12 protein-coding genes are annotated in these 19,977 nt (G+C 72.8%); 6 read left to right on the top strand and 6 right to left on the bottom strand.

Translation table 11 applies throughout. The features are described from left to right. Positions 1-35: 35 nt before the first annotated feature. Positions 36-1,703 carry a thiamine pyrophosphate-binding protein gene (locus tag ACIGWZ_RS06990; protein ID WP_400061615.1) on the bottom strand — a complete coding sequence of 556 codons (1,668 nt, stop codon included), beginning with the start codon at positions 1,701-1,703 and terminating at the stop codon, positions 36-38. A gap of 95 nt (positions 1,704-1,798) precedes the next feature. Then, positions 1,799-3,286 carry a sodium:solute symporter gene (locus tag ACIGWZ_RS06995; protein WP_400061617.1) on the bottom strand — a complete coding sequence of 496 codons (1,488 nt, stop codon included), beginning with the start codon at positions 3,284-3,286 and terminating at the stop codon, positions 1,799-1,801. Positions 3,287-3,471: 185 nt separating this feature from the next. Here ACIGWZ_RS06995 and ACIGWZ_RS07000 point away from each other — a divergent pair, with 185 nt between their 5' ends. The 4 genes from ACIGWZ_RS07000 to ACIGWZ_RS07015 all read left to right on the top strand — a co-directional run bounded on the left by ACIGWZ_RS07000 (position 3,472) and on the right by ACIGWZ_RS07015 (position 13,133). Continuing rightward, positions 3,472-5,211 (top strand): helix-turn-helix domain-containing protein, encoded by a 1,740-nt coding sequence (locus ACIGWZ_RS07000; RefSeq protein WP_400061619.1) that lies wholly within the window; start codon positions 3,472-3,474, stop codon positions 5,209-5,211. A 183-nt stretch (positions 5,212-5,394) separates the two neighbouring features. After that, positions 5,395-5,778, top strand: a complete 384-nt coding sequence (locus ACIGWZ_RS07005) for a hypothetical protein (protein ID WP_400061621.1) — start codon at positions 5,395-5,397, stop codon at positions 5,776-5,778. Between the two features lie 70 nt (positions 5,779-5,848). Next, entirely contained in the window at positions 5,849-10,963 is a 5,115-nt protein-coding gene (locus ACIGWZ_RS07010) for a toxin glutamine deamidase domain-containing protein (RefSeq protein WP_400061623.1), read from the top strand. Between the two features lie 4 nt (positions 10,964-10,967). Continuing rightward, positions 10,968-13,133 (top strand): SUKH-4 family immunity protein, encoded by a 2,166-nt coding sequence (locus ACIGWZ_RS07015; protein ID WP_400061625.1) that lies wholly within the window; start codon positions 10,968-10,970, stop codon positions 13,131-13,133. Positions 13,134-13,293: 160 nt separating this feature from the next. Here ACIGWZ_RS07015 and speB read toward each other — a convergent pair whose 3' ends face one another. Further along, a complete protein-coding gene (gene speB, locus ACIGWZ_RS07020) occupies positions 13,294-14,280 on the bottom strand; it encodes an agmatinase (protein WP_400061626.1) in 987 nt (328 codons plus the stop codon). A gap of 161 nt (positions 14,281-14,441) precedes the next feature. On the opposite strand from speB, the gene ACIGWZ_RS07025 reads away from it, so the two are divergent. Continuing rightward, positions 14,442-15,239, top strand: coding sequence for a phosphatase (locus ACIGWZ_RS07025; protein ID WP_400061628.1), 798 nt, complete (start codon positions 14,442-14,444; stop codon positions 15,237-15,239). Positions 15,240-15,366: 127 nt separating this feature from the next. On the opposite strand, the gene ACIGWZ_RS07030 is transcribed toward ACIGWZ_RS07025, so the two are convergent. The 3 genes from ACIGWZ_RS07030 to ACIGWZ_RS07040 all read right to left on the bottom strand — a co-directional run bounded on the left by ACIGWZ_RS07030 (position 15,367) and on the right by ACIGWZ_RS07040 (position 18,170). Continuing rightward, a complete protein-coding gene (locus tag ACIGWZ_RS07030) occupies positions 15,367-16,257 on the bottom strand; it encodes an acyl-CoA thioesterase (protein WP_400061630.1) in 891 nt (296 codons plus the stop codon). 20 nt (positions 16,258-16,277) lie between these two features. Next, on the bottom strand, positions 16,278-17,435 hold the full coding sequence (locus ACIGWZ_RS07035; RefSeq protein ID WP_400061632.1) for an acyl-CoA dehydrogenase family protein: 1,158 nt from the start codon (positions 17,433-17,435) through the stop codon (positions 16,278-16,280). Between the two features lie 111 nt (positions 17,436-17,546). Next, positions 17,547-18,170, bottom strand: a complete 624-nt coding sequence (locus ACIGWZ_RS07040) for a TetR/AcrR family transcriptional regulator (protein ID WP_400061633.1) — start codon at positions 18,168-18,170, stop codon at positions 17,547-17,549. 158 nt (positions 18,171-18,328) lie between these two features. On the opposite strand from ACIGWZ_RS07040, the gene ACIGWZ_RS07045 reads away from it, so the two are divergent. Next, positions 18,329-19,960: a carboxyl transferase domain-containing protein gene (locus ACIGWZ_RS07045; protein WP_400061635.1), complete on the top strand. Its 1,632-nt coding sequence runs from the start codon at positions 18,329-18,331 to the stop codon at positions 19,958-19,960. Positions 19,961-19,977 lie beyond the last annotated feature (17 nt).

Consider the following 19,977-nt stretch of genomic DNA (forward strand, 5'->3'; position numbering starts at 1 on the left):
CCAGGGCGCGACGCCGCGGAGATCCGTCAGAAGCCCTAGCCGCCCAGATGGGTCGGCGCGAACATCCGCAGCCGGGCCGGGAGGACGACCACGGAGGGGCCGGGCGAGGCCAGCGCCGCCGCCAGGTCCGTGCGCAGCCGCTCGGGGTCCGTGCGCACCGCCGGCACCCCGAAGGACCGCGCGAGGGCGACGAAGTCCGGCCGCGCCAGTTCCGTGGCGCTGGCCTCGCCGAAGGCGTCGGTCATGTACTCGCGGAGGATGCCGTAGCCGCCGTCGTCCACGATGAGCCAGGTGACCGGCAGGTCGTACTGCCGGGCGGTGGCCAGTTCGGCGAGGGAGTACATGGCGCCGCCGTCGCCGGAGACGGCGAGGACCGGCCGCGCGGGGTCGGCGGCGGCCACGCCGAGCGCCGCCGGGAAACCGTAGCCCAGGCCGCCGGCGCCCTGGGCGGAGTGCAGCGCGTTCGTCCGCCGGGGGTCGAAGGCGGACCAGGCCCAGTAGGCCAGGATCGTCATGTCCCAGCAGCTGACCGCGTCGTCGGGGAGCGCCTCCCGTACGGCGGCGAGGATCCGCTGCTCGAGGTCGAGGTGCTGGCCGTCGATGCGCTCCCGGACGCGGGCCAGGAGGCCGGCGACCGCGGCTTCGGGGGCCGCGCCCTCGGGTGTCCGCCGCGGCGGCCGCGCCGCCACCGCCGCCGCCAGCGCCCCCAGCGCGAGCCGGGCGTCCGCGTGGATGCCCAGCGCGGCGTGGTTGGACTCCAGCTTGCCGAGGTCCGCCTCGATCTGGACGACCCGGCCGCGCGGCCGGAAGGTGTGGTAGTTCGAGGAGAGTTCGCCGAGCCCGGAGCCGACGACCAGGAGGGTGTCGGCGTCCTCCAGGAAGTCCGTGGTGTGCCGGTCCTCCAGCCAGGACCGCAGGGAGAGCGGGTGCTCCCAGGGGAAGGCGCCCTTGCCGCCGAAGGTGGTGGCCACCGGCGCCCGGAGCCGTTCGGCGAGCGCCCGCAGCTCCGCCTCGGCCCCGGCGCGGACGACCCCGCCGCCGGCCAGGACGACCGGCCGCTCGGCCCGCGTCAGCCGGTCGGCGGCCGCCTCGATCAGCTCGGGACGCGGCGTCAGCTCCCGTGGCCGGACCGGGAGTGCGGTCACCGGCGGTACGTCGACGGCGGCCAGCAGCACGTCCTGCGGGATCTCCAGCCACACCGGCCCGTGCGGGGCGCTCAGCGCCGACTCCCAGGCGGCGGCCACCGCGGACGGGATCTGCGAGGCGGTACGGGCCGTGTGGACGGACTTGACCACACCCCGGAACGAGGCGCTCTGGTCGGTGAGTTCATGCAGATAGCCGTGGCGGCCGCCGCCGATCCCGGCCAGCGGAACCTGGCTGCCGATGGCCAGTACGGCGGCCGAGGCGGCGGCCGCCTCCTGAAGCGCGGCCAGCGTCATCAGCGCACCGGGGCCGGTGGAGACCAGCAGCGGCGCGACCCCGTGCGTGGTCCGGGCGTACGCGTCGGCGGCGAACCCCGCGTTGTTCTCCACCCGCAGCCCGACATAGCGCAGCGGGGAGCGGCGCAGCGCGTCGAAGATGCCGAGCGCGTGCTGCCCCGGCAGCCCGAAGACGGTGCGGGCGCCGAGGGCCGCCAGGGACTCGACGACCAGATCGCCTCCGCTGCGCTGCGGCTGCCCCGGCGACGATTCGGTGGTGCTCATCGGTGGGTGACTCTCCCTCTCGTTGTGCTGGTTCGCGGCCCGGCGGCCGCTCGTCCTCGGTGCGCCGCACGGGTGCGGCGGTGCGGCCGTCGCGCTCAGCCGCCGGAAGGGGCCGATGCGCCGGACAGGCCCGGTGCCGCGGCCGTCGGACCGGCCAGCCGGGCGCGCCAGGCGGCCAGTACCGCCGCGTCCGTGGGCTTGGTGCCCAGGCTGACCAGCACATACGCCACGAGCGAGGCGATCAGCCCGTAGGAGATCGGCTCGTTGGCGAGCACGCCGAGCCAGCCCATCAGGCCGATGACGGTCAGACCTCCGACCGCGACCGAGGCGAGCGCGCCGGCGGCGGTGCCCCGCTTCCACAGCAGCCCGCCCAGGATCGGCACCAGCAGGCCGCCGACCAGCAGGTTGTAGGCGACGGTGAGCGCCTCGACGACGTTGTTGAGCGCGATCGCGATGGCGATGACCGCGAGGCCCATCAGCAGGATGAAGACCCGGTTGCCGCGGACCTCGTCGTGCGGCGCGGACGCCTCGTCGGACGAGGCCCCCCGCTTGGCGGCGCCCTTGATCCGGGCCCAGATGTCGTTGTTGGCGACCGTCGCGCAGGCGATCAGCGCGCCCGAGGACGTGGACATCACCGCGGACAGCGCCGCCGCCAGCACCAGCCCCCGTACGCCCATGGGCAGCGCGTCCTTGACGATCGTCGCGAACGCGTCGTCCGGGCTGCCCAGTCGGGGGTAGAGGACCTTGGCCGCGGTGCCGATGACGGCGCCGGCGAGCGCGTACACCAGACAGTACGTACCGGCCGCGGTGCCGCCGAGGCGCGCCACCTTGTCGTTGCGTGCGGTGAACACCCGCTGCCAGATGTCCTGCCCGATCAGCATGCCGAAGGAGTAGATCAGGACGTAGGTGAAGACCGTCTGGCCGCCGATGCCCAGCGGCGCGAAGTACGTGTGCGGCAGCTGCGCCTTCATCTCCGCGAAGCCGCCCGCCTTGATCACCGCGATGGGCAGCAGGAGCAGCAGCACGCCGATCGTCTTGACGACGAACTGGACCATGTCGGTGAGGGTGATCGACCACATGCCGCCGAGGGTCGAGTACGCCACCACGATCGCCCCGCCCAGGATGATCGACACCGTGCGGTCGAGGCCGAAGAGGACGTCGAAGATGGTCGCGTAGGCGATGGTCGAGGTCACGGCCAGCATCAGGGTGTACGCCCACATGACGACGCCGGAGATGAGGCCGGCGGCGCCGCCGTAGCGCAGGTCGAGCATCTCGGAGACGGTGTAGACCTTCAGCCGCGCGATCCGGGCCGAGAAGAAGATGCTGAGCGCCAGCAGCCCGAGGCCGATGGTGAAGACCATCCAGGCGCCGGACAGTCCGTACTGGTAGCCGAGCCCGACGCCGCCGATGGTGGAGGCGCCGCCCAGCACGATGGCGGCCATCGTTCCCGAGTACATCGCGGGGCCGAGGCGGCGGCCGGCGACCAGGAAGTCGCTCTTGGTTTTTGCGCGCCGCATCCCCCACCAGCCCATGGCGAGCATTCCGGCCAGGTAGAGCACGATCACCGCGTAGTCGACAGCCATGGGCCATCCCTTCCAGCTGCGCCGAGGGGGAGAGGGGGGTGTGGCGTGGGGGGGTGACGGGCGCCCGGCGAGCGGGGGAAGCCGGCCGGGCGCCGCACCTTCGGGGTTGACCCTAGGAGGCGGGAAAGCGACGCTGAAGTGTACGTTTTCGACTGCCGCAGCCCTTCGATGTGGATGGTCCGTACATGCCGCACCCACCGCACCCGATACCCGCGCCCTCCACCCCGCCGGTCCCGCTGGCGGATCTCCTCGCCCGCACGGATCTGGGGCTGCGCCAGATCGCCGGCCCCCGTGAGGGCGTCGCGATCCACTGGGTGCACACCTCCGAGATGGCCGACCCGGTGCCGTACCTCCTGGGCGGCGAGATGCTGCTGACGGCGGGGGTGCATCTGGCCGAGGTGGCCGGGGGCGCGGGCGAGGACCCGGCCACCGCGCTGGAGGCGTACCTCGACGGCTATGCCGCCCGCACGGTGGCGGCCGGAGCCGCCGCGCTCGGCTTCGGGATCGCGCCGGTGCACGATGCGGTCCCGCGCGCCCTGGTGGCGGCCTGCGACCGGCACGGGCTGCCGCTCGTCGAGGTCCCGGCGGGCACGCCGTTCACCGCCGTCGAAAGCGCCGTGTGGCAGGCCGTGACGGAGGCCAGGCATCGCGAGCTGACCCGGCTCAGCGAGGCCCAGCGCGCGCTCGCTGCGGCCGCCGCGCGCCCCGACGCGGCGCCCGCCGTGCTGCGCGCGCTGGCCCGCCACGTCCACGGCTGGACCGCGCTGCTGGCGCCGGACGGCACGGTGCACGGCACCGCCGGACCCGCGCCCACCCCGGCCGTACGGGCCGCGGCGGACCGGCTCGCACAGGTCGTCTGCGGAGCGGCGGGAGCGGGGGCGGTCGGCGGGGCGGGCGCCGGCGGCCGTACGGGCGGCGGGCCCGGAGCCCGCACCGGCTCCGCCGCCACCGGCCCGTCCTCGGCCACCGACACGCTGCCCGGTACCCACCTGTCCGCGTACGCCCTGACCGGCCGCGCCACGGACCGTTCCGCACGTTCCCGGCTCGGCTCGAACAGGGCAGACCCCCTTCCGCTCGCGCTGGTGGTCACCGCGGATCCGCACGACCCGCCCGCGCACACCATCGCCGGGGTCGCCGCCGTCCTCCTGTCGCTGATCACCGGTCCCGCCGCCGGCCCCGACCCGGTCGCGGCCGGGCACTCCGCGGCCCTGGTCCATCTGCTCCTCGGCGCCCGTCCGGCCGAGGTCGCCCCGCTCCTCGACCACCCCCGGTGGACCGTCGTCCACGCCCGGCGCCGCCGCGACACCACGGAGCCGGCGACCGCGCTGGCCGCGGCGCTGGGCGCCTCCCTCGCGGCGCCGGACACGCCGGGAGCGGAAGGTTCGCGGGGCGCGGAGGCGACGGGCCCCGCCGCGCTACGGGCCCTGGTCCCCGAGGGCCGCGAGATCACCGCGCACCCCGGCTGGACGCTCGGCGTCAGCGCACCCGTCCCCGTCGAGGAACTCCCGGCCGCCGACCGGCACGCCGCCACCGCCCTGCGCCGCGCCCTCGCCCAGCGCGCCGCCCTCGTACGCCACCGCGACCCCGGCCCGCACAGCGTCACCTCGCTGATCGCCCCCGATGACGCCCGGCGGCACGCCGAGGCCCTGCTCGCCCCGCTGGCCGACGCCCCCTCCCTCCTCACCACCCTCCACCACTGGATTTCCCTGCACGGCAGTTGGGACCGCACCGCGAGCACCCTGGGCATCCACCGCAACACCGTTCGCCAGCGCATCGCCAGGATCGCCACCCTCCTCGACACCGACCTGGCCGACGCCGACGTCCGGATGGAACTGTGGTTCGCGCTGCGCTGTCTGGACCGGGACGAGGAGCCGGAGGACGGTCACGACAGAGGCGGTCACGGCCCGGCGCAAAACGGCGGCTGACACCCCGGAACCACGGATCCGGCCGGCCGGCCGTAGGCATCGCCCTACGGATGGATCGGCCCTCCGCACAGCGGTAACAGCGTTGTGACAGACCGCCACTTGAGTAAACCGGGTCCTTGAGCGCTAAAATTTACCCAACATTTTGCGCTATGTGTCGACGCACACGGGGAACGGGGAGGCGCAGTGGCCGGAAGCGGACTGCAGGCCGACATACCGTCACTGAAGGCCGGGGGAAAGGACTTCACAGGCGTCGGAGAGCGGTATCAATCCGCGGTCGGGAAGCTGAAGAACGCCCTGACCGGTCTGGAGGGCCAGGACACCCCGCCGTGGGGTGATGACGAGATCGGCGAGAAGTTCGGTGTGGTGTACGAGGGTCTGCGCGACGGCATGTACGAGTCCATGGGGCATCTGGCCGCCAAGCTCCAGGAGATCGGCGGCGCCCTGAACACCATGGCCGAGAACCACCAGGCCGACGAGGACTTCAACGACTCCCTGATGAAGCAGCACGTCGCCAACGCCGAGGCGAACAGCCAGCAGATCATCGCCCTCAAGTCGCCCCACGTCTGAGCGACGACCCGCCTTTCCTTTCCGCGCCACCCGCCCTTCTCGTCGCGTCGCAATCCGGGGGATTTCCGCCATGTCACTCATGCTGCCGGACTGGCTCGAATGGGTCCTCGAGATGCTCGGCTACGACTGGCCGACCGGCGACGAGGACAAGATGATGGAGTCCGCCCAGCACTGGCGGGACTTCGCCGCCACCGTCGAACAGCTGCAGGCGGACGGCGTCCAGGCCGCGGGCAACGTCCTCTCCGCCAACTCCGGCGACAGCATCGACGGCTTCAGCAAGACCTGGGACAAGTTCGCCGACGGCTCGGGCTACTTCAACGATGCCCGTACGGCCGCCGAGTTGATCGCCGTTGCGATGGACGTGGGCGCGGGGATCATCATCGGGATGAAAGTCGCGGTGATCGCCCAATTGGCGATCCTCGCGGCAGAGATCATCGCGGCCCAGGCTGCGGCCCCGTTCACCTTCGGACTCTCCGAGGTCGGCGCGGCGGCCGCCACCCAGGCCACCCGTCTGATCGTGCGCCGGATCCTCAAGGAGGCCCGCGAGGCGCTGGTCGAGGCGATCACGGAGACGCTCAAGGAGCCGGCCGTCTCCGCTCTGGAGGCGATGATCTCCGACGCCATCGCGCAGGGCATGAACATGAACTTCGGGGCCCAGCAGGGCTTCGACGTCAACCGCAGCCTCAAGACCGGCGCCGACGCGGGCGTGGACGCGCTCAAGAACTCCGGCCAGACGTTCGCCGAGTCGCTGCGCGACGGCGCGGGCGCCAGGGCGGGGAACCATGCCCGCAACGGGCTTGACCATGCCGCGGGGCGGGGCGGGGGCGAGGACGGCGGCGGAGACGGCGGCGGCTCGAACGAGAGCAGCGGGTCCAACGAGAGCAGTGGGTCCGGGAGCGGCAGCGGGTCCGGGAGCGGCAGCGGGTCGGGGTCGGGCAGCGGTGAGTCCGGGGCCGGGTCGGGGAGCGGTTCCGGGAGCGATTCCGCGGGCGGCGGTTCCGGCTCCGGAACGGGAACCGGCAGCGGGTCCGGGTCCGGGTCCGGCGCCAACGGCGGTGGCTCGGGGAGCGGTTCCGACGGCGGCGGCTCGGGGTCCGGCAGCGGGTCCGGGGAGTCGAGCGGCGGCTCCGGCGGCGCAGGCACCGGATCGGGCGGCGGCCCCTCGCACACGCCACGCCCGCTGAGCGACACCGGCGCGGGCGGCGGCTCCGGCGGCAGCCCCTCGGCCGGATCCGGTTCCCCCTCCGACGGCGGTTCCACCTCGGACGGCGGCGCCGACTCCGGCCCGGACGGCGACCGCAACGGCCCCCGGGCGCAGCCTCTGCCGCCCCCGGACCAGCGGACCGCCTTCGACGAGGGCTACACGGGCGGCAACAGCCACAACCCGTACGGCGACTCGGGCTCGACGCCGGACTCCGGCCCCGGCTCGTCCCCGGACCCGGGCACAACCCCGGGCTCCGGCTCCACTCCGGACTCGGGCTCCACCCCGGACCCGGGCACAACCCCGGGCTCCGGCTCCACCCCGGACCCGGGCACAACCCCGGACCCGGGCACAACCCCGGGCTCCGGCTCCACCCCGGACCCGGGCTCCACTCCGGACTCGGGCTCGCCCCACGCGGGTGGCCCCACCCCGGACCAGGTCAGCACCCACCCGACGCCGGACACCACGCCGGACGCGGCACGCCCCGACCCCGACCAGGCCACCACCCACCCCACACCCGACACAGCACGCCCCGACCCCGACCAGGCCACCACCCACCCCACACCCGACACCACACCCGACACAGCACGCCCCGACCCCGACCAGGCCACCACCCAGCCGTCCCCGGGTCCGTCCGCGCACCCGGACTCGGCGCCGTCGCCCGCCGCGGGCCCGTCCCCGGCGCCCGACTCCGGCCCCGCCCCGGACCATGCGTCGCCGGACCAGTCGTCCCCGAGCCGGCACACCGCCCCGCCGCCCGACGGCCCGTCCCACGAGGCCGGGGGCCAGCCGCAGCAGTCGTCACCCGGCCCGATAGCCGGCAACCCGCCCAGCAACACGGACAGTTCGTCCTACGGTGACGGCAACGGCTCGCAGCACGGCGACAACACCGGCGCAGGTGGCGGCCGGCCCGCCACACCGCATATGAGCATGCCGTCGCAGGGCGCCCCCGCACCGCACACGTCCGCGGGCCCGCCCGTCGGCCAGCGCGATCCCTCGCCCGGCGACCCCATGCCGCATGTGCCCGATGACGAGCCCACCGTCGCCACCCAGTCCGCGGACACCATGACCGCGCCTCCGCCGACCCAGCACACGGCGGACCCCGGCAGCGGCACGCCGTCCACACCGCAGCAGTCGCCCCAGGGCACCCCGCAGGCCACCGGCCCGGTGATGGGCATGCCCGGCGCCATGCCCCCGCAGGGCGGCCCGGCGACGCCCCCGTCCGGTCCGCCGCGCGGCGGCACCCCGTCGTCCACCGGTCGTCCCGGGACCCCGCCGTCGGGCCGTCCGGACGGTTCGCAGCCGTCCCGCGACAACGGTGGATCGCGTCGCCCGGAGGGCCCGCACAGCCCGCGGAACGACCCCCGAAGCGACCCCCGAAGCGACCGGCCCTTCCAGCAGCGGCCCGCCGCCGCACCGCCACGCTCCGGCAGCACACGCCCGGACACGGCGCGCCCCGATACGACACGCCCCGACGCCACGCGCCCGGATCCCGGCCGCACCACGCCCCGACCGGACGCCCAGCGGCCGGGGACCCCCGGGGACCCGTCACGCCCCACCGGCCGCCCGACCGGCTCGGACCGCCCGAACCCGTCGGACCGACCCACCGGCACGGACCGCCCGAACCCGTCGGACCGACCCACCAACACGGACCGACCCACCCCGTCGGACCGGCCCGGCACCGCGGATCGCCCCACCAGCGACCGGCCGACCGACGACCGGCCCACCGACGACCGCCCCACCACCGACCGGCCCACCGACGACCACCCCACCACCGATCGCCCCACCGACGACCGCCCCACCGACGACCGCCCCACCAACGACCGGCCGACCAACGACCGCCCCACTGGCGACGACCCCACCCCCCAGCACGACAACACCCCGGATCACGCCCCCGAGGGCCACTCCCCCGACGACCAATCCCCCGAGCACCGGCCGGATTCCGAGCCCACCCCCGCCTCGGAGACCCGTAACCGCGAGCGCCCCGGCGGCCTCGAAGGCCCCACCGACGAGCACCAGAACAACGTCGAGAGCAGCGTCCCCAAGGACGAGAACGGCCAGCCGCAGCGCCACCCCGACCCCGACGACGGCAACTGGGTCGGCTCCATCAACGACCCGGGCCCCGACGCCCCCGGCCGCAACAACAACTGCGTCGACACCGCCCTCGCCACCACCGACACCTTCTCCGGCAACCCCACCGCCGCCGCCCACCGCACCCCCGACACCAACCCCGACGGCACCCCCTCCGACCGCGGCGAGAAGAACGGCCGCGACCGCATCGAGAACACCCTCGGCGCCCGCTTCAACGACTACGGCAACGGCAAAGACGCCTTCAACCGCCTCGAAAACACCCTCCGCGACTCCGGCCACGGCTCCCAGGCCGTCATCATCACCCAGGACTCCAACGGCCGCGCCCACGCCTGGAACGCCGTCAACCACAACGGCAAGATCACCTACGTCGACGCGCAGACCGGCCAACGCAGCGACAAACCGCTCCACGACGGCAGCAACGGCGTCCACGCCATCCCCCTCGACCCCGACCGCCGCCCCGTCGACGACGGCACCCCGCAGCACGACCGCAACACCGAAGGCGACCGCCGCCCCGCCGCCGAACCCGCCGGCTCGGACGGATCCTCGGACGTGGACATGGAGGACGCCGACCACGACCCGTCCGACGAATCCTCGGACGTGGAGATGGAGGACGCCGACCACGACGGCTCGAAGGACCCGAACGAGCTCAACCCGGCCGAAGGTTCAAAGGACCATCAGCTCGGCCTGCCTCCGGACTCGGACCAGGAGGCCTTGCGCGACAGCAACCCGGTCCACCGACTCGGGGACGATGCGCTCGGCGACAATTACGGGGACAACGACGGGCTGTCGCACGTCCATGACAGCCTCAGGCAATGGGCCGAGGACGGCAGCCTTGCCTCCGTCCTGGAAACCGCCAATGACCGTTTGAAGGCGCAGCGCGACGCCTTGGCGAACGGAGACACCAACCCACCGCCGACGACCATGACGCGAAAGGAGCTGGAGGACGCTCTCGGAGACCGGTTCCGTGACATGAACGACGGTCAGAAGATGGCTGTGGTCGGCTCCCTGGCCCGTATGAGTGCGGCGTATCACGAGAGCCAGGGCGTCGGAAAGAACCCGGAATACGACTCCCAGCCCTACGCCAATGCCGACGCCCGTGGGGACGGATCGGACGACAAGGCGAAGAACAAAGATCGAGCCGTCAGTTCACAGGCCCGCGACGAAGCAAAACCCAATTTCCCCTCGGACCATCGCCAAGGCGACGGAACGAAGGATGACCTCAAGCAACTCCACGAACAGGTCTCCGGGAAAAAGGCGGGCAAAAGAGGGCCGACCCTCAAGCAGATCGACGACATCATCAACGCCACGGGCGGCCACAAACCAGACTTCTCCGGGAAGAACTACGCGGTCATCGAGGCGGTGGACAGCGACGGCAACTCCACTTACGTCGTGGACTCCTCCGTACCGGCGGAGAACTCAGGTGTGTCGCCCCGTCACTCCGAGAAGCACCTGCTGCAATGGATCGATCGGCAGAACAGCAAGCCCGGCGGGAAGCAGTACACGATCGCAGGCCTCTACACGGAGCGTGAGCCCTGCGGTAAGGGGCAAGGACACGCCCACTGCTCGAACCGGCTCCGCGAGCATCCCTTGATGACCGGTGTACCCGTCCACTACGCGACCACGTACCGGACGGACCAGGAAGGACTCGACCTGCGGTCCGCGAAACGCGAAGAACTGAAGGCGAAGTACGATTCCGAACTCAAGGCGGCGGCGGCGATCTCCGACGTGGACAAGAGGAGGAAGGCCCAGGCCGCAATCAACCAGAAGATCACCAACGAAGTGCTCAAGCAGCGGTCGGAAAAAGAGCAGTTGATGCAGCAAGAAATGGATGACCATTTGGACGTGATCGGCGAGGTGTGGGCCAGGACCATGCGTGACGTCATCCCGGGGTAATTCCGTGAATCAACCCAGTTCTCCCGACGACCGCCACCTCTCGCCCGACGAAGCCGTCGCGCGCGTTCTCCAGTGGTGGAACGAGGAACACCGCACCGCGCGCCGCGGCGACGTCGTGGGCGGACGCGACGCGGACGACGTGCTGCAGGAAGTGCACCGGCGTGCGCCTCGAAGCCTGCTCCTCGACGCCACCGGGCGCACGGCCGACGAGGTCGTGACGGAGGTGCTGGACTTCGTCGGCGTCCCGGACACCGCCCGGACCGGCACGCCCTGGCGCCACTTGCGCAAATACTTCACGGCCGACACGCTCATCCTGCTCAAGAACGTGCACCGAGCGGGCCGTACCCGGCACTCGGCACGCCCCGCCCAGGTACGGGGCCGACTCGCACAGCGGCTCAGCCACCAGCGCCGGACGGGTGTGGTCGTGGCGGCTCCGTCGGAGGCCGGTCCGCCGGCTCCCGAGTTCGTCCTCCACCTCAAGGACGCCGACGGCTCCCTCCCGCACGCCGACCCACCTCACGTACCGGCCCCCGTCCGGGCTCTGGCGCTGGCGGAGCCGCGCCGGGTCCCGCTTCCGGTGTGGCAGGAACTCGCCGCGGCCGACGGCCTCGACGGTGTCGACGCGGCCGCACTGGAAGACCTCGCGGTCCGGTTCCCCGGCCTCGTGACGGTGAGCGCCGGTTGCGCCGCGTTCGTCGATGAGGGGCTGGCCGAGTCCCTCCGAAAGGCCACCGATCCGGAGGCGGCACGCCGGGTCAGCCGGCACCTGGTCGAGTGGCTCAGAGGGCTGGCCCCCCAGCTGCGCCACCCCGAAGGCTGGGGCGCGTCGGGCGACCTGGGGCGCTACGCCGCGGAAGGGCTGGCCGCACACGCCGTTCGTGCGGGGCGGTTCGAGGAGTTGCTGACCGACGGCGAAGCCCTCGCCAACCTGACCCAGGAGGCGCTGCTGGACGCGGCGCACTGCGCTTACGGCGGATCGGTCCCGGGGAACAGTCCCGCGGCGGACGCCGTGCACCTCTGGAGCTACGGAGTGGCCCCACGCACCCAGCCCGAGTGGGCCGCGTGGCTGCACCTGATGGCCACCGCCCGCGAGGACTCCGTCCTGGCTGCGGCCCTCGCGGACTCCGGCGTGCGGCTGCCGTGGACGACGTCCTGGGCCCACTGGCGGCCCCCGGGCGGGTACCACCCCCGGTATCTCAGGCCCGGTCCCGTCGACGACCTGTACGGAGTGCACTGGCGGGGTCGCCCCGCCGTGGCCGTCGAAGCCGCAGAGGCAGCACACGTCCATGTGCGGGACGTCGCCACCGGCGCACTGCTCGGCGGTCCGTGGCACGAGGACGACCTGCCGGAGGACGCCCGGCAAGCGCTCACCTGGACGGACCCCGACGCGCACGACACCCACGGCCCGGCCGCCCTCGGCGATTTCGAGGACGCCGACCGGGCGGACGACGGCCCCGACGAGGAACTGCTCCACCTCGCGCTCACCGTGGGCGACCGTGTCGTCGTGGCGGGCGTGGGCGGCCTGTTCGCCGTGGAGCCCGCCGAACCAGCCGCCTTCCCAGGGCTCGAAGCACCGCGCGGCCTGCCCCTCTCCGGCTGCCCGACAGTGGCCGGCCCGACCCGCCCGCGGCACGCCCCCGATCCCGCTCCGACGGACCTGGCGGAACTGTTCGACGAGCCGGTGATCGTCCGGACCCCGGAGGACTCGCTGCCGGCCGGGCTCACCGACGAAGCCGCCCGGCGAGCGCTGTCCGGGTGCGGGCTCCCCGTCATGGACGCGAGGGGACTCGCCCTCGAACCGGATCGTCCCGATTTCCTGTCGGAGATCGCCTGGGCGGACGCTCTGGAAACCCCGACGACCTCGGGTCCCTATTTCAGGATCGGCCGCTGGATGGGCGGACCGCTGGTCGTCGACGGGCCCACCGGCCTCGTCCTGCGCATGCCCGCCGGCCCTGGCGAGGACGGCCTGGAAGGCACCTCGGTAGCCAGCGGCCTGGAGCCCTTCCTCACCAAGGCGGCCCACTGGATCGCCGGCCGGCAGATCCTGGACTTCACGGAGAACGAAATCGAGGCACATCTGCTCCGGCAGCACATCGAGGACGCGTTGTGGACCATCGACCGGCACGGCTCCACCGCCGGCGCGTGGATCTACCCCCTCCACAACGACTGAGCCCCCGCGGCCCCGCACCGCGTGGCGGACGGCACGTGGCCGTGCCGTCGGGGGAGAACGGACCGGCCACCGCTGTGACCCCGGCGGGGACGGCGGCCGCGGCCGGCGCGCCGGGCCGGTGGCCGGGCGCTGCCGCCGGCCGGCTCGGCCGCCGGATCCGCTACTGGCCCTGCCGCGCCGCCGCGATCTGGCGCGACATGATCGTCGTCAGCTCGTAGGCGGTGTGCGAGGCGGCGACGGCGGTGATCTCCGCGTGGTCGTAGGCCGGGGCGACCTCGACGACGTCGGCGGAGACCAGGTTGCAGGAGGCCAGCCCGCGCAGGATCTCCAGCAGCTCGCGGGAGGTCATACCGCCGGCCTCGGGGGTGCCGGTGCCGGGCGCGTGGGCCGGGTCCAGGACGTCGATGTCGATGGAGATGTACAGCGGGCGGTCGCCGATGCGCTGGCGCAGCTGGTCGGCGACCTCGTCGGCGCCGCGGCGGTAGACGTCCGCGGAGGTGACGATGCCGAAGCCCATCTTCTCGTCGTCGGTGAGGTCCTGCTTGCCGTAGAGCGGGCCGCGGGTGCCGACGTGGGAGAGGGCGGAGGTGTCGAGGATGCCCTCCTCGACGGCGCGGCGGAACGGGGTGCCGTGGGTGTACTCGGCGCCGAAGTAGGTGTCCCAGGTGTCCAGGTGGGCGTCGAAGTGGAGCAGCGCCACCGGGCCGTGCTTCTTGGCGACCGAGCGCAGGAGGGGAAGGGCGATGGTGTGGTCGCCGCCGAGGGTCATCAGACGGGCGCCGGTGCCCAGCAGGTCGTCGGCCGCGGCCTCGACCGTCTCGACGGCCTCGTTGATGTTGAAGGGGTTGGCGGCGATGTCGCCGGCGTCCGCGACCTGGGCGAGCGCGAAGGGGGAGGCGTCCTGGGCCGGGTTGTACGGGCGCAGCAGGCGGGAGGCCTCGCGGATGGCGTTGCCGCCGAAGCGGGCGCCGGGGCGGTAGGAGACGCCGCTGTCGAAGGGGACGCCGACGACGGCCACATCGGCCCGGCCGCCGACCTCATCGAGGCGGGGCAGGCGGGCGAAGGTCGCCGGACCGGCGTAACGCGGGATGCGGGAGGAGTCGACGGGGCCCACGGGCTCGTTCGATGCGCTGGCTGCGGTGGTCATGAGGGTGAGGGTAGGGACCCGCACGGGCGCGGCCCATGGACATTTGCGGAGGGCGGGCGGGGAGCGTTGGACGTTTTGGCCAGGGGCCGCCGGGCGCGGGGCCGTTGTCCGGCCTACGGAACTCCCCGGCCCCGCGCGGTCCGTACGGGCACAATGGCGCTATGCCGATATCCGCAGAAGCCTCCGCCCCCTCGCGCGCCGAGCTCGTCGATCATCTGGTGCGCACCCGGATCGCCGGTGATGTCGCCACCCCTCGCGAGAACAACCTCGACCACTACCGCAAGCTCGCCAACGGTGACCGCCACTACTGGCTCGGGCTGGAGCTCGGCGAACGGTGGACGGACGAGCAGGACGTGCTCGCCGTGATGGCGGAGCGCTGCGGGGTGAGCGACGATCCCCACCACCGGCAGGGCCAGGACACCATCGACCCCGAGCTGACGGTGGACGCGCTGGAGCGGGCGGCGGCGCTCCTGCGCAAGGCGGCGGCCGGCCGGCACCGGGTGCTGTTCGCGACCGGCCACCCGGGCGGGCTGCTGGATGTGCACCGGGCGACGGCGCAGGCGCTGCGCGCCAAGGGCTGCGAGATCATGACGGTGCCGGGCATCGTGGCCGTGGCGGACGGCCTGGTGGTGCAGTTCGCGGACGTGGCGGTGCTGGAGCGCGGTGCGAGCCTGTGGCACACCCACTCCCCCGCGCCGATGTCGGCGATCCTGGACCAGCTGGAGCGGGACGGCAGCCCGCGCCCGGACCTGGTCATGGCGGACCACGGCTGGGCGGGCTGCGCCGCCCAGCGCGGCATCGACACCATCGGCTTCGCGGACTGCAACGACCCGGCGCTGTTCCTGGGCGAGGCCGAGGGCACGCTCCAGGTGACCGTCCCGCTGGACGACCACGTCATCAGCCCCCGCTACTACGACCCGCTGACCGCCTACCTGCTGGACGCGGCCGGGGTGGCCTGAGCCGGGAGGCCCCTGGGGCACGCACGGATCCCCCAGGGCACGGGCGAACAGATCCCCTAAGGGATGCGAGCGCCCCCTGCGGGGCCACAACGTGGCGGGTCGGGGCGGTGTTCCCGCCCCGGCAGGCCTATCCCCGCGGCACCCGGATGACGCCCTCCTGGATCACCGACACCGCCAGCTGTCCGTCCTCGGTGAAGATGCGGCCCTTGCCCAGGCCGCGGCCGCCCTGGGCGGTGGGGGACTCCTGGTCGTACAGCAGCCATTCATCGGCGCGCAGCGGCCGGTGGAACCACATCGCGTGATCCAGGCTCGCGCCGACCACGTCGCCGACCGCCCAGCCGCCCCTGCCGTGCGCCAGCAGGATCGAGTCCAGGAGTGTCATGTCGGAGACGTAGGTGACGAGGCAGATGTCCAGCAGCGGGCGGGGGATCTCGCCGTCGTCGTCGAGCTTGCCCTGGGTGCGGAACCAGACCTGGGAGCGCGGCTCGCGCGGCTCGCCGACGGTGACGTAGGGCGGCTCGTCCACGTACCGCAGATCGATCGCGGCCCGGGCCTCCAGCAGCCGCTCGGCGACCTCCGGAGTCAGGAAGCGTTCGGCGTGGCGGGGCAGCATCTCGGCCGCCGTGGGCAGGGACAGCGGGTCCGGCGCCTCCGGCATCGGCTCCTGGTGCTCCAGCCCCTCCTCGTGCACCTGGAACGAGGCGGAGAGGTGGAAGATCGGCTGACCGTGCTGGACGGCGACGACGCGGCGGGTGGTGAAGGACCGGCCGTCGCGGATCCGGTCGACGGTGTAGACGATGGGCGCGCCGGGATCGCCGGGGCGCAGGAAGTACGCGTGCAGGGAGTGCGGGAGAACGTCGGCGGGGACGGTGCGCCCGGCCGCGACGAGGGCCTGGGCGGCCACCTGGCCGCCGAAGACCCGGGGGACGACCGAGGCGCGGCTCCGGCCGCGGAAGATGTCCTGCTCGATCCGCTCCAGGGCGAGCAGATCGAGCAGGGAGTGCAGGGCGTCGTTCACGTGTGCAGTGCCCCGGCGGCCTAGAGGCCCATGGACTTGGCGATGATGGACTTCATGACCTCGCTGGTGCCGCCGTAGATGCGGTTGACGCGGTTGTCGGCGTACAGGCGGGCGATGGGGTACTCGTTCATGTAGCCGTAGCCGCCGTGCAGCTGGAGGCAGCGGTCGATCACGCGGTGCGCGACCTCGGTGCAGAACAGCTTGGCGGAGGCGGCCTCGGCCGGGGTCAGCTCGCCGGCGTCCAGGGCCTCGAGCGAGCGGTCGGCGACGGCCTCGGCGGCGTCCACCTCGGCCTGGCAGGCGGCCAGTTCGAACTTGGTGTTCTGGAAGGAGGCGACGGTCTTGCCGAAGACGGTGCGGTCCTGCACGTACTCCTTGGCGAACCGGACGGCGGCCTTGGCCTGCGCGTAGGCGCCGAAGGCGATGCCCCAGCGCTCGGAGGCGAGGTTGTGGCCCAGGTAGGCGAAGCCCTTGTTCTCCTCGCCGAGCAGGTCCTCGACGGGGACCTTGACGTCGACGAAGGCCAGCTCGGCGGTGTCGGAGACCCTCAGGCCGAGCTTGTCCAGCTTGCGGCCGATGGAGTAGCCCTCGGACTTGGTGTCCACGGCGAAGAGCGAGATGCCGAAGCGGCGGTCGTCCTCGCGCGGGGCGGCGGTGCGGGCGCAGACGATGACGCGGTCGGCGTGCACGCCGCCGGTGATGAAGGTCTTGGCGCCGTTGAGGACGTAGTGGGTGCCGTCGTCGGAGAGCTTCGCGGTGGTCTTCATGCCCGCGACGTCGGAGCCGGTGCCCGGCTCGGTCATGGCGAGCGCCCACATCTCCTCGCCGCTGACGAAGTTCGGCAGGTAGCGCTTCTTCTGCTCGTCGGTGGCGAGCATCTGGATGTACGGCAGGCCGAGCAGCACATGCACGCCGGAGCCGCCGAAGGTGACGCCCGCGCGGGCGGTCTCCTCGTACATGACGGCCTCGAACTTGTGCGACTCGATGCCGGCGCCGCCGTACTCCTCGGGGACGCGGATGCCGAAGACGCCCAGTTCGGCGAGCTTGTAGTAGAAGTCGCGCGGTGCCTGACCGACGGCGCACCACTCGTCGTAGACGGGGACGACCTCGGCCTCGATGAAGGCGCGTATGGTCTCGCGGAACGCCTCATGATCTTCGTTGAACACCGTACGGCGCATTGCTACGTCGCCTCCTTGACCGCCGCCACTGGCTAAGCGCTTGCTCAGCTTCTGTACCCGGCGAAAGCTACCGGCCGGTCACCGGAACTGTCCAGAGGTGTTCGATGAGAGCTACGACGCTGCCGCGGGCTCCGCAGGTTCCACCGCGGCCACCGCGCCGAAGGCCCCCAGCGCCAGCCGGTGCAGCAGCTGCGCCATCTCCGTACGGCCCGGGAGCGCGCCCGGACGGCCGAGGTGCGGGGTGGAGTTGAGCAGGCCGAAGACGGCGTGCACCGCGGCGCGGGCCTGGGACTCGGAGGGGCCGGGGTGGACCTGGCGGACGACCGCCACCCACAGTTCGACGTACTGCCGCTGGAGCTGGCGCACCCGCTTGCGGTCGGCCTCGCGCAGCCGGTCCAGCTCGCGGTCGTGCACGGTGATCAGCGGCCGGTCGTCCAGCGCGAAGTCGATATGGCCGTCGATCAGTGCGTCGAGCACCGCCTCGGGGCTCTCGCCGCCCTCCGCGATCCGCATCCGGCCGCCCTCCAGCAGCCGCTCGCTGATGCCGACCAGCAGCTCGGCCAGCATCGCGTCCTTGCCGGCGAAGTGGCGGTAGAGGCCGGGGCCGGAGATGCCCACGGCGGCCCCTATCTCGTCCACGCCGACGCCGTGGAACCCGCGCTCGGCGAAGAGCCGGGCCGCCTCCTTGAGGATCTGCTCGCGGCGGCTGGTGGCGGGCGCATGCGCATTACTCATGCGGCCAATTGTAGACAGCCGGGTTAGTGCTCGTTAACCTGGGAGAAACGAAGTTAACGGTCACTAACCGCGGCCGCTCGCCTCGGCCGCCGACCGCGGCCCTGCGTCACGGCCACTGCACAGTCACTGACCACCGTCGGGCAAGGGGGCTCGTAGAGATGGAGCAGGCACCGGTGCTGGGGAGTGTCGCCGATCCGGCGTCCGACTCCTGGCGGGCCAACGAGGCCGCGCACCGCGAACTGGCCGACCGGCTGCGCGAGAAGCTCGCGGCGGCCCGGCTGGGCGGCGGCGAGAAGGCCAGGGCGCGGCACACCGCGCGCGGCAAGCTGCTGCCCCGCGACCGGGTGGACGCCCTGCTGGACCCGGGATCGCCGTTCCTGGAGCTGGCGCCGCTGGCCGCCGACGGCATGTACGGCGGGGCCGCGCCGGCCGCCGGGGTGATCGCCGGGATCGGCCGGGTCTCCGGGCGCGAGACGGTGATCGTGGCCAACGACGCCACGGTCAAGGGCGGCACGTACTACCCGATGACGGTCAAGAAGCATCTGCGGGCCCAGGAGATCGCCCTGGAGAACCGCCTGCCCTGTCTGTATCTCGTGGACTCCGGCGGCGCCTTCCTGCCCATGCAGGACGAGGTCTTCCCCGACCGCGAGCACTTCGGACGGATCTTCTACAACCAGGCGCGGATGTCCGGCTCCGGCATCCCGCAGATCGCCGCCGTACTGGGCTCGTGCACGGCCGGTGGGGCCTACGTCCCCGCCATGAGCGACGAGGCCGTGATCGTCCGCAACCAGGGCACGATCTTCCTGGGCGGGCCGCCGCTGGTGAAGGCCGCCACCGGCGAGGTCGTCACCGCCGAGGAGCTGGGCGGCGGCGAGGTGCACGCGAGGACCTCCGGCGTCACCGACCACCTCGCCGAGGACGACGCCCATGCGCTGCGCATCGTCCGCACCATCGTCTCCACCCTGGGCGACCGCACCCCCCTCCCCTGGACGGTGCGGACCGTCGAGGAGCCCAAGCACGACCCGGCCGGCCTCTACGGCGTGGTGCCCGCGGATTCCCGTACGCCCTATGACGTGCGGGAGGTGATCGCCCGGCTCGTCGACGGCTCCCGCTTCGCGGAGTTCAAGGCGGAGTACGGCACGACGCTGGTCACCGGCTTCGCGCATCTGCACGGCCACCCGGTCGGGATCGTCGCCAACAACGGCATCCTGTTCTCCGAATCCGCCCAGAAGGGCGCGCACTTCATCGAGCTGTGCGACCAGCGCGGCATCCCCCTGCTGTTCCTCCAGAACATCTCCGGCTTCATGGTGGGCCGCGACTACGAGGCGGGCGGGATCGCCAAGCACGGCGCGAAGATGGTGACGGCCGTGGCGTGCACAAGGGTCCCCAAGCTCACCGTCGTCATCGGCGGCTCCTACGGCGCGGGCAACTACTCCATGTGCGGCCGGGCCTACTCCCCCCGCTTCCTGTGGATGTGGCCGAACGCCAAGATCTCGGTGATGGGCGGCGAGCAGGCCGCGTCCGTCCTGGCGACCGTCAAGCGCGACCAGCTGGAGGCGCGCGGCGAGGAGTGGAGCGCCGAGGACGAGGACGCCTTCAAGGCGCCGGTCCGCGAGCAGTACGAGACGCAGGGCAACGCCTACTACGCGACCGCGCGGCTGTGGGACGACGGCGTCATCGACCCCATGGAGACCCGCCAGGTACTGGGGCTCGCCCTGACCGCCTGCGCCAACGCCCCGCTTCCCTCGCGGGACGCCGCGGCGACCGGCTACGGCGTCTTCCGGATGTGAAAGGGATGGCCAAGAGA

The organism is Streptomyces sp. NPDC053427, assembly GCF_044544985.1.
Taxonomy (GTDB): domain Bacteria; phylum Actinomycetota; class Actinomycetes; order Streptomycetales; family Streptomycetaceae; genus Streptomyces.

Coding starts and splice junctions, on each gene's coding strand:
- ACIGWZ_RS07040 (WP_400061633.1), bottom strand. CDS start 18,170: ATGAGTAATGCGCATGCGCCCGCCACCAGCCGCCGCGAGCAGATCCTC.
- ACIGWZ_RS07025 (WP_400061628.1), top strand. CDS start 14,442: ATGCCGATATCCGCAGAAGCCTCCGCCCCCTCGCGCGCCGAGCTCGTC.
- ACIGWZ_RS07010 (WP_400061623.1), top strand. CDS start 5,849: ATGTCACTCATGCTGCCGGACTGGCTCGAATGGGTCCTCGAGATGCTC.
- ACIGWZ_RS06990 (WP_400061615.1), bottom strand. CDS start 1,703: ATGAGCACCACCGAATCGTCGCCGGGGCAGCCGCAGCGCAGCGGAGGC.
- ACIGWZ_RS06995 (WP_400061617.1), bottom strand. CDS start 3,286: ATGGCTGTCGACTACGCGGTGATCGTGCTCTACCTGGCCGGAATGCTC.
- speB (WP_400061626.1), bottom strand. CDS start 14,280: ATGACCACCGCAGCCAGCGCATCGAACGAGCCCGTGGGCCCCGTCGAC.
- ACIGWZ_RS07035 (WP_400061632.1), bottom strand. CDS start 17,435: ATGCGCCGTACGGTGTTCAACGAAGATCATGAGGCGTTCCGCGAGACC.
- ACIGWZ_RS07045 (WP_400061635.1), top strand. CDS start 18,329: ATGGAGCAGGCACCGGTGCTGGGGAGTGTCGCCGATCCGGCGTCCGAC.
- ACIGWZ_RS07000 (WP_400061619.1), top strand. CDS start 3,472: ATGCCGCACCCACCGCACCCGATACCCGCGCCCTCCACCCCGCCGGTC.